Below are 15387 nucleotides of genomic sequence, written 5' to 3' on the forward strand. Positions count from 1 at the left end.
GCTGGCCGAACGCAGCCAGGTGGCGGCACAAGAGATTGGCCAGCTGGCCAGCAACTCGGTGGGCATGGCCGAACGGGCGGGCAAGCTGCTCGACGAGATCGTGCCCGCCACCCGCCGCACGGCTGAGTTGGTGCAGGAGATCACCGCGGCCTCACAGGAGCAAAGCGCCGGGGTGGGCCAGGTCAATGCGGCCATGGGCCAGTTGAACCAGATCACCCAGCAAAACGCCAGCGCCTCGGAAGAGCTGGCCGCCACCGCCGAGGAAATGAGCAGCCAGGCCGACAACCTGCAGCAGCTCATGGCCTTCTTCAATTTGGGGCATGGGACCCAACGGGGCATCAGCAACACCAACCAACGCCCTGCCCCGGTACAGCGCACCGCCAAGGCCCTGGCCATCGCCAGCAAACCCGTCAACCGCAAGCTGCTGACCGCAGGCCCGGTGGACGAAAGCAGCTTTGCCCGGTTCTGACCTTCCTGACTCTAAAAACAGGAGCACAAACCCATGACAGAAAAAGCGCTAGAGGCCAAAAAAGCTTCAAACCCGGGTGCCACCCTATCCCAGGCGGATGCCGACCAACAGCAGCAGTACCTCACCTTCAGCCTGGGTGAGGAGATGTTTGCCATCGGCATCCTGGCCATCCGGGAGATTCTGGAATACGGCCAGTTGACCGAGGTGCCCATGACGCCGCCCTTCATCCGCGGCGTCATCAACCTGCGCGGTGCGGTGGTACCGGTCATTGACCTGTCGGTGCGCTTTGGGCGCCAGGCCCGGGCGGTGAGCAAGCGCACCTGCATCGTGATCATCGAAACCGAGGTGATGGGCAGCCACGACGCCGACGGCCCCCGCCAGACCCAGCAAATGGGGGTGGTGGTGGATGCGGTGTCGGAGGTGCTGGAAATCCCGACCGCCGAGATCGAACCGCCACCGGCCTTTGGCGCGCGCATCCGCACGGACTTCATCCGCGGCATGGGCAAGGTGGCGGGCAAGTTTGTCGTCATTCTGGATGTGGCTCGTGTCTTGTCGCTCGACGAGGTCGCCGTGCTCGCCGCTGTGCAGGCCGAAGCGGCCTGAGCGATTTCCGTTTCCCCGTTGTTCAACCCATTGTCGATCCCAGGACCTTCACCATGACCCTCACGATGAAACCGCCCACCACCTTGGCTGACGGTGGACCGCGGCAGGCCAGCATGAAGCTCAAACTCACCTACGCCTTTGGTGCGGTGCTGGCCATGTTCAGCGTGGGGCTGGTGTTGCTGGGCTGGAGCGTGCAACAGGTGGTGGGCAGTGCCCAGCAGGTTCACGACGTGACCTTGCCCCAGGTGCTGCGCGTGGACGACATGAACGTGCAACGGGTGGACGTGCAGCAGTACCTGACCGATGTGGCTGCCACACGGGAACGCGATGGTTACGAAGGAGCTCGGCGCGCCACCGACGGTTTCTTGGCCAACGTGGCCGAGTTCCGCAAGAGCCTGGAGGCCGGTGGCCAATCGGGCGCGTTGGAGCGGTTGGCCTTGCTGGACAACGACTTCCGGCGCTTTGAAGCCGCGGGCCGCGACATGGCCGAAACCTACATCCTGGAGGGGACGGAAGCGGGCAATGCCAAGATGCGCCAGTTCGATGCCGCCAGCACCGCCCTCGCCCGCAGCCTGGACCACTTTCGCTCCGACCAACTGAGCGAGGCCCAAACCCACACCCAGCAGACCCTGGCAAAAGCCCATTCAACCATGGTGTTGTTGCTGGTGTGCGCTGTGTGCTCCATGGTGTTGGGCGTGGTTGCCGCGTGGAAACTGTGTGGCTCGCTGCTGAAACAGTTGGGCGACGACCCCCATGTGGCCCATGGCGTGGCCCATGCCATGGCCAACGGCAATTTGTCGATCAACATCCCCACCAAGGACAACGACCACTGGAGCCTGTTGGCCGCTCTCAAACGCATGGCGGAGACACTGTCGGCCAGCGAGCGTGCAGCCCAGGAGGCGTTGCGCATCAAGACGGCACTGGATTGCACCCCGGTCAACCTGATGATGGCCGACAACGACGGGCGCATTTTTTACGCCAACCAGGCCACCCTGGCACTGTTGACCCGGGCCACCCCGAACCTGCGCCGGGTGATCCCCGACTTCGACGCCACCCGGGTGGTGGGCGAAAACATCGACCGTTTTCACCGCAATCCAGCCCACCAGCGGGCCTTGCTGCGCGACTTGAACACCGTGCTTCAGTCCAACGTGCCCCTGGGTGACATGACCTTGCAGATCACGGCCAACCCCATTCACGATGCCCAGCACCGCCGCATGGGCATTGTGGTGGAGTGGGTGGACCGCACCGCCGAGGTGGCGGCCGAGCGTGAACTGGCCGCCATGGTGGCCGCAGCCGCCGATGGGGATTTTTCCAAGCGCGTAGACCCCGCGGGCAAAAAAGGCTTCTTCCTGCAGGTGGCTGAAGGATTGAACCGCATTGCATCCACCAGCGACCAGGGCCTGAAAGACACCCTGGTGGTGTTGCGCCAGATGGAACGCGGCGACATGACGGCCCAGATGCGAGGCGAGTACCACGGCGCTTTCGCCGCCTTGAGCGACACGGTGAACAACACGGTGTTCAAGCTGGCCCAGACCGTCGCGGAAGTGAGCAACACCGCACACACCATTGCCAGCGCCACCCAACAGGTGTCCACCACCGCCCAGAACCTGTCGCAGACCTCCAGCGAACAGGCGGCCAGTGTGGAGCAGACCTCGGCATCGGTGGAGGAAATGGGCATGGCCATCATCCGCAACACCGACAACGCCAAGGTGGCCGAGCGCATGAGCGCCAACGGTTCGCAAATGGCCACCGAAGGTGGGCAGGCTGTCAATGCCACGGTGCGGGCCATGAAGCAGATCGCCCAGAAGATCAGCATCATCGACGACATCGCCTACCAGACCAACCTGCTGGCCCTCAACGCCACCATCGAGGCGGCACGGGCCGGCGAACACGGCAAGGGTTTTGCCGTGGTGGCCGCCGAGGTGCGCAAGCTGGCCGAACGCAGTCAGGTGGCCGCGCATGACATCGGGGAGCTGGCCCTGGAAAGCGTGGGACTGGCCGAGCGCGCAGGCCAACTGTTGGACGACATTGTTCCCGCCACGCAGAAAACCGCCCAGCTGGTGCAAGAAATCGCCACGGCCTCTGGCCGCCAGAGCGCTGGCGTGGGCCAGATCAACGTGGTCATGACCCAGCTCAATGAGATCACCCAGCAAAACGCCAGCGCATCGGAAGAGCTGGCGGCCACGGCTGAAGAGATGTCGTCCCAGGCACACAGCCTTCAGGAGTTGACGGCGTTTTTCAAAATCCGCACCGGAGAACGCACATGATGGCCAACCTCCAAACCCCAAGGGTTGACGCACCTCGTCCCCTGATCTCCCTGGAGTCGATGCAGCACGAGTTGGCGGCCACAACCTCTGAAGTGTGGTCGATGGTGGCGATGGCTTCCCTTCGGGGCGAGGCCTCCCTCATCATCGCCCCCTGGGAGCACACCCCATCGGGTCATCCATTGCATGCCCGGTTCGAGCGCCTGTCCCAAACGGTGGAAGCCGCATTCAACAGTGCAGTGCCCTCCCTGACGCACGCCGCTTGCGACGACCCGTGTTACGACGAAGTGCGCCTGCTGGTCAACACCACGGCCGACGCCTTGACGGCATTGCTGAGGGAAATCCGTGTCATGGCACAAGCGGCCCGCAGCGGGGAACTGCGCATCTCGTCCAGCGACACGGTGTCCGACTTGCTGGAACACCTGATGAGTTTGGTGGACCGGGCATTTCAGAGCACCGTGGAGGTGGCTGATGCACTGGAACGCAGCAGCGTTGCGTTGAACTGAACCTGCTCATGCGCATGATGACCTGCATGCCCATGGCACTTGCGTTGGTTCCTTCACACATGACCGACGCGTTTTGTGCCTTGGCGGCGCGTGCCCGCGATGTGGTGGCGCGGTTCGATGCACAAGGCCAAAAGACCTACGCCAATGCAGCCTACGAGCGGGTGTTTGGAGCCGTGGCTCCCGACTTTACCGAGATGCGGCAACGGGCCATGACCGAGGATGGAACCTCGTCGGTGCCCTGGCTGTGGAAGGATTTGCAGGGCAATCAGCGCCAATTGGGCCTCCAGTTCCCCCCCGAGTTGCAGGACGATGGCGTGGTGACCGGATGGTGGATGGTGGGCCGAGACACCACGGACGAACTCCGATTGCGCCAGCGCTTGGAACAACTCCAGGAAGATCGGGACGAACAGGCGCGCACGTTTCAAACGTTGATGGCCCACTTCCCCGACACCGTGGTGCGCTACGACCTGACGGGCTGCTGCACCTACGCCAACCCGACGTTCCTGCGTCTGTGGGGTTTGAGCCCCAAGGCCATTCTGGGTCGGCGTCTGACCGAGTTCTGGACATGCGGCAACGCCGAGCGACTGGAGCAAGCCATTCAAGGCGTCGTCCAAAGCGGTGAGGCACGGGACGTGGAGTACGTCTGGGCCCCGGACAATGGGCAGAGAAAGTACATCCACATCCGCTTGATCCCCGAACAGGACAACCGGGGTCAGTTGGTCAGCGTGTTGACCATCGGACGAGACATCACCGAGCACAAGGAAAACCAGCGGGTCCTGGCCCGAGCCGAAAGCATGGCCCGCATTGGCCATTGGGAATGGGATTTTGTGCATCAGCGGTCTTTGGTGTCGGAAGAGTTGTGTCGGCTCTTTGGGCAACCCCTGGGCTGGCATCCAACCCCTGAACAAGCCTTGGAGCGCTCGCCCAAGGAGGACCGGAAGCGCATTTGGACCCTGTTCCAGAATGCCTATGCGCAGCGGCTGCCGGAAGTGGCGTACACCTACCGAATCACCAGTGCGTTGGGCGAAGTCCTGAGCATGTACACCCATGTACAGATCGATTACGGACCCAAGGGGCCGGTGCGGCTGAGGGGCACCACGCGCGACATCACTGAAATCAAGCAGTACGAAACACGCCTGACCGAGATGACCTTGCAGGACCCGTTGACGGGCCTGCCCAACCGAACCCTGTTGAACGACCGGTTGCAGACCGCCATGGCCAACGCAGTGGATGGCGGGCACATTGGTGGCTTGCTGTTGCTCAACCTTGATCGTTTCAAAGAGGTGAACGACATCCTGGGCCACGGCCACGGCGATCACCTCCTGATGCACTGTGGTCAACGCCTGCAGCAGCTGGTGCGGGCATATGACACGGTGGCCCGGCTGGGGGCTGACGAGTTTGCGGTGCTGCTGCCCAAGATTCGGGACGTGGCTGACTTGGTGGCCATTGCCAAGAAGATCAATGTCGCCATGGCTCAGCCCTTCCAGATTGGGGACCAGCCGTTGTTTGTCACGTGCAGCATTGGCATGGCGTTGTTTCCATCGGATGGCGTGCGTGCCCATGAACTGTTGCATCATGCCGACTCCGCATTGACCGAAGCCAAGACACAGGGGCCTTCGGGTTATCACCTGTACTCGGCCGAGCTGACCGAACGGGCACGCGAGCGCGCCCAACTGGGCATTGCCCTTCGACGCGCCGAGCCCGACGGGCAGCTGGAGGTCCACTACCAACCCAAGGTGAATCTGGTCAATGGGGCCTGGGTGGGGGCCGAGGCGCTGCTGCGCTGGAACCACCCCACGCAGGGCCTCCTGTCGCCGGATCGTTTCATCGGCTTGGCCGAGGAGAACGGCCTGATTGTGGGCATGGGCACATGGGTGCTGACCAAAGCCTGCCTGGCAGCACACGAATGGAATGCGGGCCTGTCTGAGCCATTCAAGGTGGCGGTCAACCTTTCCCCCGTCCAGTTTCGCCAAGACGACTTGGTGAGCACGGTGCACAGCGTGTTGTTGACCACGGGCTGCGAGCCCGGGTGGCTGGAGCTTGAAATCACCGAGAACCTGCTGCTGGACGCCAACGAACGGGTGCGCGACACGCTGTGCGCCCTCCGTGCCATGGGCATCACCGTGGCCATTGACGACTTTGGAACGGGGTATTCCTCGCTGGCCTACCTCAAGCGATTCCCCATTGATGTGCTCAAGATCGATCGCACGTTTGTCCGCGACATTGATGTCGAAAGCAACAGCACGGAATTGACCAAGGCCATTGTGAGCATGGGGCGCAGCTTGAACATGCAATTGGTGGCCGAAGGTGTGGAGTCCGAAGCTCAGGCCCGATTCCTGGCAGACCAAGGCTGTCTCCTGGCCCAGGGATTTTTATACGGCAAGCCCATGGCCAAAGGCGTATTCGAATCGAATCTGCAAAAGAACAGCAGCCCAAAGGCCTCGTTGACCGCATGAGTTTTGATGCCATCTACAACCAGGGCAGTGCGTCCATCACCGCGAAGGAATTTGCACAGTTTCGCGCCCTGATTCACCAAGTGGCAGGCATACACCTGTCGGATGCCAAGCGGGTCTTGCTGGTGGGACGGCTGTCCAAGCGGCTGAAAGAACTGAACCTGCAGAGCTTTGGCCAGTACTTTCAGTACGTGACCAGCCCGGGGGCGGCAGAAGAACTTCAGGTGATGGTTGACTTGCTGACCACCAACGAAACCTACTTTTTCAGAGAGCCCAAACACTTTGAATTTCTCCACAAGGAGGCGTTGCAACACCGCACCCATGCGGAGGGCAGTTTTCGCGTGTGGAGCGCGGCATCATCCACGGGCGAGGAGGCTTACTCCATCGCCATGGTGCTGGCCGACACCCTGGGCAGTGCCCCATGGGAAGTGGTAGGCACCGACATCAGCACCCAAGTCCTGGCCAAGGCGGAGCGAGGCCACTACACCACGGACCGAATTTCAGGCATTCCTCAGCCACACCTGAAAAAATACTGCCTCAAAGGTTTGCGGGAGCAAAGTGGCACCATGCTGATTTGCAGGGAACTGCGGGAGCGTGTGCGGTTTTTGCAGAGCAACTTGCTCAGCCCGGAACAGGGCATTGGCCAGTTCGATGTGATCTTCCTGCGCAATGTGATGATTTACTTTGACAACCCAACGAAATCGAAGGTGGTGTCCAACTTGCTCCCCTTCCTGAAGCAGCATGGGCATTTCATTGTGGGGCATTCGGAAACCCTCAGCGGCCTGACCCAAGCCTTGACCGCCATCCAACCGACGGTCTACCGCCGAATCCATCGATAGCAACTGAACCATGCCCCATTCAGCCCCTCGGTCAGCAGAACGACCTTCTTCCACGGGGGTTTTCATTCACCCGGGTGAGCATCACTTTGGTCAGGCCCCGGGCTACATCAAGACCTTGTTGGGCTCCTGTGTGTCGGTGACCGTGTGGGACCCTGCCAAGCGCGTGGGCGGCATGTGCCATGCACTGCTGCCCAAACGCCAACGCCCCTGCGGTGCTCCGCTGGATGGGCGATTCACCGACGAGGCCATTGAAATCCTCTGGGGCCATTTGAAAACCCGCGGCATCGCCGCCCAGTCCTGTCAGGTGCAACTGTTTGGGGGGGGGAGAATGTTTTCCCTGCCCGAACTGGCCGGTCTGGACGTCGGACAGCGCAACATCGAGGTTGCTCACCACATGCTGGCGCAACTGGGCTTGCCATTGCGGCATGTGGATGTGGGCGGTGTCCTGCCCCGACGGCTCCATTTCGACCTGGCCTCCGGGCTGGTCAGCTGCACCCAAGGGCCTCAATCCACCAAGGAACGTTTGTGAAGGAAAAAATCAAGGTGATGATCGTGGATGACTCGGCGGTTGTCCGCCAAGTCGTGGCCCACGCCATCCAGCGAGAACCTGGCATTGAAGTGATGGCCACGGCGCAAGACCCGGTGTTTGCCATGGAAAAGATGAAAACCCATTGGCCCGACGTGCTGATCGTGGACATCGAAATGCCTCGCATGGACGGCCTGACCTTTCTGAAAAAGGTCATGGCCGATCGCCCCACCCCCACCATCATCTGCTCCACGTTGGCCGAACGCGGTGCGCAGGTCACCATGGATGCCCTCGCTTCGGGCGCGGTGAGCATCATCACCAAACCCAAAGCCGGCTTGAAATCGTTTCTGGAAGACTCCGCCAACGACATCATCCACGCCATCAAGGCTGCGGCCTGTGCCAACGTGGGCCGCCTGCGCCCCGCCCTGCCCCGCGCGGTGACGGCCATGCCCTCCCCCATCCATACCCCGCCTCCAGCGGCGTCACTCGCGTACGCAACCACCGACAAGTTGGTGGCCTTTGGCACGTCCACGGGAGGAACGTTGGCATTGGAATCGGTGCTGACCCAGCTGCCCCCCCATTGCTCCGGCATGGTCATCGTTCAGCACATGCCAGAAAAGTTCACCGCGCTGTTTGCGCAGCGCCTGGACAGCCTGTGCCAGATTGAGGTTCGAGAGGCTCGGGATGGTGACCGCGTTCGCACGGGACTGGCGCTGATTGCCCCCGGGGGACGGCACATGACCGTCAAGCGCAGCGGTGCCCAGTATCTGGTGGAGGTGCGAGATGGGCCGCTGGTGAACCGGCACAAACCGTCGGTGGACGTGCTGTTCCGCTCGGTAGCCCATGCCGCAGGCAAAAATGCCATGGGCATCATCATGACGGGCATGGGTGACGACGGTGCACGCGGCTTGAAGGACATGCACGACGCCGGCGCACGAACGGTGGCTGAAGATGAATCCACCTGCGTGGTCTTTGGCATGCCCAAGGAAGCCATCAAGCATGGCGGGGTCAACAAGACGGTGCCGCTGGATCGAATACCCTATGAGGTCATGAACTACGTGGGCTGACGCCCATTGCCATGCAGGCCATCACCGACCCGTCGTTTTACCTCGTTGCCGTTCCCGCGGTGGTCTTGCTCGGCTTGAGCAAAAGTGGTTTCGGTGCTGGCTTTGGTTCCTTGGCCGTGCCCATGATGGCCTTGGCGGTGCCCGTTCCGCAAGCCGCCGCCATCCTCATGCCACTGCTGTTTGTCATGGATGTGCTGACCCTCAAGGCGTTCCACCGGGACTTGGACCGCCGACTGTTGCTGTTCATGCTGCCCTGGGGTTTGTTGGGCATTGGTGTGGGGACTGTGCTGTTCCGGTGGCTGGATGCACACACGGTCGCCGGGATCGTGGGCATTTTTGCCTGGGTGTTCCTGGCCCAGCGAAAGCTGTTTCCGCCACATGCCGACGCACCGCCCCCCGGACGGCTGTGGGGCGCGTTGATGACCACCACATCGGGCTTCACCAGCTTTGTGTCCCATTCGGGCGGCCCGCCCATCAACGCCTATGTGATCCCGTTGAAGCTGGCCCCCACTGTGTTCACGGGTACTTTGGCGGCGTTCTTTTTCATCATCAACCTCAGCAAATGGCTGCCGTATGCCTGGCTGGGCCTGCTGGACTGGAACAATCTGGGCACCTCGCTGGTGCTGATGCCGCTGGCACCGTTGGGGGTGTGGACGGGCGTGAAAATCGCCCGCCGCATCAGCCCCCTGTGGTTTTACCGGCTGGTGGAATGGGGCATGTTCCTCACCGGGGCCAAGTTGATCTGGGACGGATTCCTGGCCTGACGGGAACTCACTCCCACTCGATTGTTTCAGAGGCCTTAAAACCCGCACGGGGACTAGCTTTCGTTGTTCTTGCCATCACACTTTACCGTCACTTATACCGTCAAAAAATAAGCGCTTTTGCTGGCGCGGGAGATGGACTCCGTTTGCGCGACTGCTATTCCACCAGCCCATCAATCGTCAACTATCACTACCACCTGCGAAGGCGTTTGCTTTGAAAAAACTCATCGAATCGTAGCCCAACTACGACGAACTGAATCAAATTCAAGCCAGACCATACGCACGCGCGATACGAGCAGCCAAGTCTGCAACAGTAACATCCCCAAGCTTGAGCGTCCTTGGGTCGATGGAGTCATCGGCCCTGAGTGCTTCGAGAAAACGCGAGAGGTCATCGGCGATCCGAGCGGTCACTTCGATGCGCGTATCTTGCGCAAGCAGTTGCGACAGGCGAAGCACATCGTTGAGGTGCTTCCGCACGTCTTTCGAGTCCACGGCCTCCCCCTCCTCTTTCCTTGCGGAAAGCTCCAGCCAGGCGACGGCTTTCAACGGGATCAGGCGATCCTCTCCAACCCATGGCAAACCGGCCACGATGCGCCGCCCTGCCATGATGAAGTCGTAGTAATCGGTATCCAACAGGATCGCGGACAGACTGGACACCGCCTCATCCAGAGGGATGGGCGTCAACTGGCTACCCTCGGCGATTTCCAGTCCATCAGGTGTTCGCGCAAACAGTTCCACCATAAAAGGAAAGCTCGGGTCAGCCGGCTTCTGGAATCGATAGAAAACTGGCTTGCCTGTATCGCTCGCCTGACGGATGCCGTACCCACCCGCCTCAACAAAGCGCCAGAAAGTCTGCCCAAACTGAGGTGTCAGCGCCTCCACGTGCAACACAATGTCGAGATCCTTGGTCGCGCGAAAATCCAGCCCCGCGTCCTCCATGGTGAGACTCGCCGCGGTCCCTCCGATCAGCACGTACTGATCAGCGTGGTCCGCGAACCAGTTCTGGAACACGTCCAGTCCCTTCACCATGGCAATGTCTCCATCAATTCATCGAGCGCTGACTGAACCCGTTCATCGCTCGTGGTTTGCAAACTGAGCCATAGCGACAACGGGTCGACATAGGGGCTGCTTTCCAGAATGCCTGGGTTGTACGCCCATATTTGTACCTCACTTGCGCCAGTATCAGGCCCCGGGAGCTCCTTCCATCCGCCGTGAAGCGCGGCTTTCCACCCTGCTAGGTCTAAGGCGTAGCTGGTGGTTCGAGGTGCAGTTAACATAGATTGTGCGGCCAACGCGCTCAGCCCCGCCTGCCTGGCCAAGGGAGTTTGCCCAGGCGCAGGGGGCAACGCCCATACCGTCCGCTTGACCGGCGACCGGAGCCTGGGACGAATGCGCTCCCAAGTTTCCCGTGGTCCTTGAACGAACTTCAATTGCCGCGAACGACCCGCGACCTGAACATCTGCAATACCAGTTCCGGCGATCTCTCTGGTGGCTCGCGACCAAGTCATCGCGGTGTAGCCCAGCGGCTCCGCCGACTCGATTGCTCCGAATCCATCACGCCACGAGCGCTGCACCAAGGCAGCTATCACGATGGCCTGCGCCGAAGGACTTAGGGCCTCTTCATCCGCCAGGTGCGGTTTTCGGAAGTGCTCCCGGAGATCAAGACCCAAGTCCGGCAAATAGAGCTGGTTACCCGGAACAAGAAAAGGCACGTGATGCTCGATCAAGCGTTTGCGCTCATATGAAGCCATCGCGAGAGCAACGTAGACCACTGGCAATCCAGTGATCGCCTCCATTTTTTGAAGCTGAGTTCGCACGTTCGCCAAAGAAGGCTTCTCACCAGCACGCTGAATTGCCATCACCAGGCGTGTGCCTCGCAGGCTGAGCTCTCGGACATCGTAGGCATCTCTGAGAAAGTAAGGCAGCGACTCCACTCCCGCGTAGGGGCGAATCTCAACCTCCCGGATGGGTAGGACCTCAGTCAGATACTCCTTAACGGCAATGTCGAGCGGTTCCATGTTTCCTTTATAACATACTTATGCACGATAACAAACGTAAAGTTATCGTGCGATGTAGAGTTACATATAGCAACGACGATCAAGTGCCGCATCTGATTCCGTTATTTTGGAACTTGACTTCACAATTCCGTTATTAGAGAATTTTACCAAGAAGAAACGGAGCAACCGAAATGGCACGACTAAGCATCCAGAGCGAACGGGTCAAACATTTGGTGGACACCCAAGTCCTGCCGTTGTTTTTGGCTGCCGGCAACGTCGCGGCACTGACCAAACTCCTGAATGACACCCTTCAGGGCTCGGGCACTGAAGGAAGGCTCCACCCTAACCGACTGCACGCCCTGCTATCGAACGACGTAACCAGATCGCTAAACGAAGCGACCGTGGACCTTACTGAACAGGCTGCCCGCGCGGCGCTCGAAGCCGATCGAACTGTTGCTGATCGGGCTTCTGTAGCACTGAAAACACTCCAAGCTGAAGCCATCAAGCTGCGCGCGTTCTCAGCCGACTCCTTGGACGAAATAGCAGAACGCCTATCCATTCCTCCAGCGCTTGCAGCTCGACTGCTTGACGAAGCGCCTGGCACTACTGGCACTGGAACGACTGGAGCATCGCGCCCCACTGGCGCGATCACCGTTCGGCATGAGCCACCCGACTGGAGCTACCAAGACACCGCCGTCGCAAGGTGCGTAGACGCCTTTAGTAGACGACCTGCTGGCCGAGTCGGTCTCGTATTGCCAACCGGCGCGGGCAAGACTCGTACGGCCTTGCGCATTGTCCTGACCATGCTAGGCAAGAGTCTCGACACCAAGGCGCCAGCGTATTGGGTGACACATCGACGCAATCTCCGCGAACAAGCTTACAGAGAACTGCAAAAGCTCATCGCTATGCAAGATGATCGCCAGGAAGGCGAGAAACTGGCTGAGCTTGCCAACCGAATCAAGTTCGTCATGGTCAGCGACCTAACACCGCTGCTCGAAGGCGCTGCAACCCGGCCGGCACTGATCATCGTCGATGAAGCGCACCACGCTGCCGCACCTTCATACCAGCCCGTTTTCGCCAACCCCTGGGCCGCCCCGGTGCTGCTGCTCACCGCCACACCTAACCGAAGCGACCGTCTGCCTATCGGCATCGATGAGATTGCCTTCACGATCACGTACCGTGAGCTTGCTGAACGCCGGGCCGTTCTCACACCGAAGTTCCTGGACTTCCCTGTCGAAAACTTCGACTGGTCCCCCGAGGCCATAGACGATCTAGCGGACTACATCGTCGATAGAACCTCAACGGATTTCACCAAGGTATTAGTGCTCGCGCCCCGTATCGATCGGGTCGAAGAGTTTTACATGGCGCTGCTTGACCGGTTGCCTGACGATCATCCGCTAGAGGTCGAAGATATCGGTTTTGTCCACGGGGCAGCCAACTCTCTTGGCATCGATAACGAGGACTTCCTTGCCCGCTTCGGCAACAAGCCACGCGCCGTACTGATTTCGGCTCAGTTGCTACTGGAGGGTTTTGACGATCCGAGCATCAACGCGGTCGTACTCACCTATCCGTCAACCAGTGTTATCCGCTTGATGCAAGCCGCAGGCCGATGCGTGCGATACGCTCCCGACAAGCGCGCGGCTTATGTGGTTCAAGCCAGAAACGACTCTATCGCCTATCACTTCGACCAGAGGTGGCTCTATCAGGAGATCGACGACTTCTTGCGGCCACAACTCGTCGATATTGAGTATGTGAGTCACGGCGATCTTTATGAGAAGGCCAAGCTCTTGCTAGAGCAGCACCGCGTCGAGGAAAAGCAAGCACAGCGTTCGCTCGCCCGCATCAAGACATTGATGCCAGGCGAAACCTGCCGGCTCTTCCTTTATGGACTCCCCTACTTCGGCTCCGCCGATCAGTTTGAGACGGAATCGAGTTGGGGCGTTTCTCTGGAAACCGCAGATACATCAGCGATGCTGCGCGGCGTATTCAACGCCTTCTGTTCGCTGGGCGCAGATCTGTCGGACCCCTCTGATTTCCTTCTACGAGACGGCACCGCTTACGGTCTAGCAAAAGACCTTAGTGCCGGCAGTCGCTGGTTGGAACTGACTGGGTTGCTGACTGCATCGTACTTTGCCAAGCGCGAAGTACACGGCCCCTCCCCGATCGACACCATGGGAAGCCGGCCCTTTAAGCCCCACGGAGCAACAACCTGGCTCAGGTATGTTTCCTTTACCTTCCGACCTGCCGTTCCTCCCGCCCTCAGCGAATTCCTTCGTGATTGCCACAACGCCGCACAAATCGAAGCCATCTATCTCGAAACGCCGCTGCAATATGCAACAGCGGTCAAGGTACCGTTGCCCCTGGCAGGATCGGAAGCATTTCTGCTCAACGCGAGCGCGACGAGCGAACTAACTGTCGGGCTAAACAACCTCAGGCAACAACTTGCCCAAGCCGCTCCAGCAGAACAGTTCGGCGCACTTGCTTCATACCTGGCCAGCTCAAGCCAACTGCAAATCCCGGCCCGACTGCTGCACCGAAGTGAATTTTTGGTCGACCCAACAGCGCGCGCAGCACGCGTCTTGGCGCTTACCGACAACCCCAATCTTGATACTACAAAGGAGCACAACAATGAATAACCATCACACCCCCATCAACGACTTGCAAGATGCCAAGTTGGTTCCCTTCGATAAGATTCACCTCGACCCCAATAATCCCCGCATCGCTCCCGAGAACCCTCCCGGCTATCTTGATGACAACGCCCTGTTCGCCGAAGACCTCCAGCAGACGCTCGAAGAGCGGGTTCGCGCTGTTTACGACGTCGCGAATCTGGAGGACTCAATCCTTGCGCATGGCTGGGTTCCCATCGACTCGATCATCGTATGGGAGCATTCGCATCGCCCAGGGCATTACATCGTAGTTGAAGGGAACACACGGACAGTGGCACTACGCACACTGCGTGGCAGCCGCCTAGAACGTGAGCGGAAGAAGCTAGAGAAGCTGAAGAAAACTCCAAGCCGCTTCGAAGAGGAATTGCGTGTTCAGCAGGACCTGGTTGATCGACTGGAGAACATTGCCAGCCAAACCGACCAGCTACGCGTCTTCCCAGTGGCCGCAAAATCCGTTGACGAACTCCAAGCAATTCTGCCTCGTTTGCTCGGCGTACGACACATCAGCCATGCTCGCGAATGGAAACCCTATGCGACGAACCTCTACATCCTGTCCTTGTATGAACGCCTGTTCCGCGCCCGGCATGGAGACAAGGTTGCATTGCGCCTTGAAGACGATTTGGTAAACGAGGTCGCATCCATGGTGTCGCTTGGTGGCACCAAGGCCAGGCGGAACATCCAAGCCGCCTCTGCGTTCACCCACTTCAAACGCGACTATGAAGATCGGTTGCCTGAGGGCGAAGCGCTGTCCGATGAGGATCACTATTTCTTCGAGCTGATTCTTCAGAATGCATACCCGAAGGAACAGTTCAACGTGAACAAAGATTCCCTGCGGCTCCCCAAGGAATCGGAAGAGGTTCTATTTCAGTGGGCATTTTCGAAGCCGCGTTCCGGCAAGGAAGAGGACAACGAGAACATCTTCTACAAGGCCGAAAGCGTGCGCCTCTGGAACCAGATGGCAACCTACGATGGCAAGTGCGGAACGAACTTCGCCAAGCAGCTCGACGTCAACTCGCCCGACGAAGCAAGACCCATCGGAGTGATCGAGGCTGAATTCCTCCAACACAAGACGCAGAGAACACCAATTGACGCCCTCACTTCTTTGCTGAAGGCCCTTCAAGACCTAAAGGTGGATACCCTTCTCTCGCAACAGGAACATCTCACTCCCATTCTTGATCGCATTGCGCATCAAGTCGCGCGGTATCAGAAAATGATGAAAGCCGTCGCAGACTAAGC

Annotated in this window: 13 protein-coding genes; 11 read left to right on the top strand and 2 right to left on the bottom strand. The window is 59.7% G+C overall.

Annotation, left to right across the window (positions count from 1 at the left end; genetic code table 11):
• From ACYVB7_RS13155 to ACYVB7_RS13195, 9 genes are all read left to right on the top strand, one after another.
• Window positions 1-469: methyl-accepting chemotaxis protein (locus ACYVB7_RS13155; RefSeq protein ID WP_460508376.1), on the top strand; the 469-nt coding region annotated here is incomplete at its 5' end.
• A gap of 33 nt (window positions 470-502) precedes the next feature.
• Window positions 503-1072 carry a chemotaxis protein CheW gene (locus ACYVB7_RS13160; RefSeq protein WP_460508378.1) on the top strand — a complete coding sequence of 190 codons (570 nt, stop codon included), beginning with the start codon at window positions 503-505 and terminating at the stop codon, window positions 1070-1072.
• 53 nt (window positions 1073-1125) lie between these two features.
• Entirely contained in the window at window positions 1126-3339 is a 2214-nt protein-coding gene (locus tag ACYVB7_RS13165) for a methyl-accepting chemotaxis protein (RefSeq protein ID WP_460508380.1), read from the top strand.
• A complete protein-coding gene (locus tag ACYVB7_RS13170) occupies window positions 3336-3842 on the top strand; it encodes a hypothetical protein (protein WP_460508383.1) in 507 nt (168 codons plus the stop codon). Before ACYVB7_RS13165 ends, ACYVB7_RS13170 begins: the two co-directional genes overlap by 4 nt.
• Window positions 3843-3874: 32 nt before the next feature.
• Window positions 3875-6298 (top strand): putative bifunctional diguanylate cyclase/phosphodiesterase, encoded by a 2424-nt coding sequence (locus ACYVB7_RS13175; protein WP_460508386.1) that lies wholly within the window; start codon window positions 3875-3877, stop codon window positions 6296-6298.
• On the top strand, window positions 6295-7134 hold the full coding sequence (locus ACYVB7_RS13180; protein ID WP_460508388.1) for a CheR family methyltransferase: 840 nt from the start codon (window positions 6295-6297) through the stop codon (window positions 7132-7134). The genes ACYVB7_RS13175 and ACYVB7_RS13180 overlap by 4 nt, the downstream gene beginning before the upstream one ends.
• Window positions 7135-7144: 10 nt before the next feature.
• Window positions 7145-7663, top strand: a complete 519-nt coding sequence (locus ACYVB7_RS13185) for a chemotaxis protein CheD (RefSeq protein ID WP_460508390.1) — start codon at window positions 7145-7147, stop codon at window positions 7661-7663.
• Window positions 7660-8727 (top strand): protein-glutamate methylesterase/protein-glutamine glutaminase, encoded by a 1068-nt coding sequence (locus ACYVB7_RS13190; RefSeq protein WP_460508393.1) that lies wholly within the window; start codon window positions 7660-7662, stop codon window positions 8725-8727. The genes ACYVB7_RS13185 and ACYVB7_RS13190 overlap by 4 nt, the downstream gene beginning before the upstream one ends.
• A gap of 11 nt (window positions 8728-8738) precedes the next feature.
• Window positions 8739-9491: a sulfite exporter TauE/SafE family protein gene (locus tag ACYVB7_RS13195; protein WP_460508395.1), complete on the top strand. Its 753-nt coding sequence runs from the start codon at window positions 8739-8741 to the stop codon at window positions 9489-9491.
• Between the two features lie 261 nt (window positions 9492-9752).
• Here ACYVB7_RS13195 and ACYVB7_RS13200 read toward each other — a convergent pair whose 3' ends face one another.
• Together ACYVB7_RS13200 and ACYVB7_RS13205 are read right to left on the bottom strand one after the other, a co-directional pair.
• Window positions 9753-10517: a hypothetical protein gene (locus tag ACYVB7_RS13200; RefSeq protein ID WP_460508398.1), complete on the bottom strand. Its 765-nt coding sequence runs from the start codon at window positions 10515-10517 to the stop codon at window positions 9753-9755.
• Entirely contained in the window at window positions 10511-11506 is a 996-nt protein-coding gene (locus ACYVB7_RS13205; protein ID WP_460508400.1) for a hypothetical protein, read from the bottom strand. Before ACYVB7_RS13205 ends, ACYVB7_RS13200 begins: the two co-directional genes overlap by 7 nt.
• Window positions 11507-11676: 170 nt before the next feature.
• On the opposite strand from ACYVB7_RS13205, the gene ACYVB7_RS13210 reads away from it, so the two are divergent.
• The gene (locus ACYVB7_RS13210; RefSeq protein ID WP_460508403.1) at window positions 11677-14121 is read left to right on the top strand and encodes a DEAD/DEAH box helicase; all 2445 of its coding nucleotides are present in this window, start codon (window positions 11677-11679) and stop codon (window positions 14119-14121) included.
• On the top strand, window positions 14114-15385 hold the full coding sequence (locus ACYVB7_RS13215; RefSeq protein WP_460508405.1) for a hypothetical protein: 1272 nt from the start codon (window positions 14114-14116) through the stop codon (window positions 15383-15385). Before ACYVB7_RS13210 ends, ACYVB7_RS13215 begins: the two co-directional genes overlap by 8 nt.
• Window positions 15386-15387 lie beyond the last annotated feature (2 nt).

The sequence above is a fragment of the Hydrogenophaga soli genome, from assembly GCF_054777695.1.

Coding starts and splice junctions, on each gene's coding strand:
- ACYVB7_RS13160 (WP_460508378.1), top strand. CDS start 503: ATGACAGAAAAAGCGCTAGAGGCCAAAAAAGCTTCAAACCCGGGTGCC.
- ACYVB7_RS13165 (WP_460508380.1), top strand. CDS start 1,126: ATGACCCTCACGATGAAACCGCCCACCACCTTGGCTGACGGTGGACCG.
- ACYVB7_RS13170 (WP_460508383.1), top strand. CDS start 3,336: ATGATGGCCAACCTCCAAACCCCAAGGGTTGACGCACCTCGTCCCCTG.
- ACYVB7_RS13175 (WP_460508386.1), top strand. CDS start 3,875: ATGGCACTTGCGTTGGTTCCTTCACACATGACCGACGCGTTTTGTGCC.
- ACYVB7_RS13180 (WP_460508388.1), top strand. CDS start 6,295: ATGAGTTTTGATGCCATCTACAACCAGGGCAGTGCGTCCATCACCGCG.
- ACYVB7_RS13185 (WP_460508390.1), top strand. CDS start 7,145: ATGCCCCATTCAGCCCCTCGGTCAGCAGAACGACCTTCTTCCACGGGG.
- ACYVB7_RS13195 (WP_460508395.1), top strand. CDS start 8,739: ATGCAGGCCATCACCGACCCGTCGTTTTACCTCGTTGCCGTTCCCGCG.
- ACYVB7_RS13200 (WP_460508398.1), bottom strand. CDS start 10,517: ATGGTGAAGGGACTGGACGTGTTCCAGAACTGGTTCGCGGACCACGCT.
- ACYVB7_RS13205 (WP_460508400.1), bottom strand. CDS start 11,506: ATGGAACCGCTCGACATTGCCGTTAAGGAGTATCTGACTGAGGTCCTA.
- ACYVB7_RS13210 (WP_460508403.1), top strand. CDS start 11,677: ATGGCACGACTAAGCATCCAGAGCGAACGGGTCAAACATTTGGTGGAC.
- ACYVB7_RS13215 (WP_460508405.1), top strand. CDS start 14,114: ATGAATAACCATCACACCCCCATCAACGACTTGCAAGATGCCAAGTTG.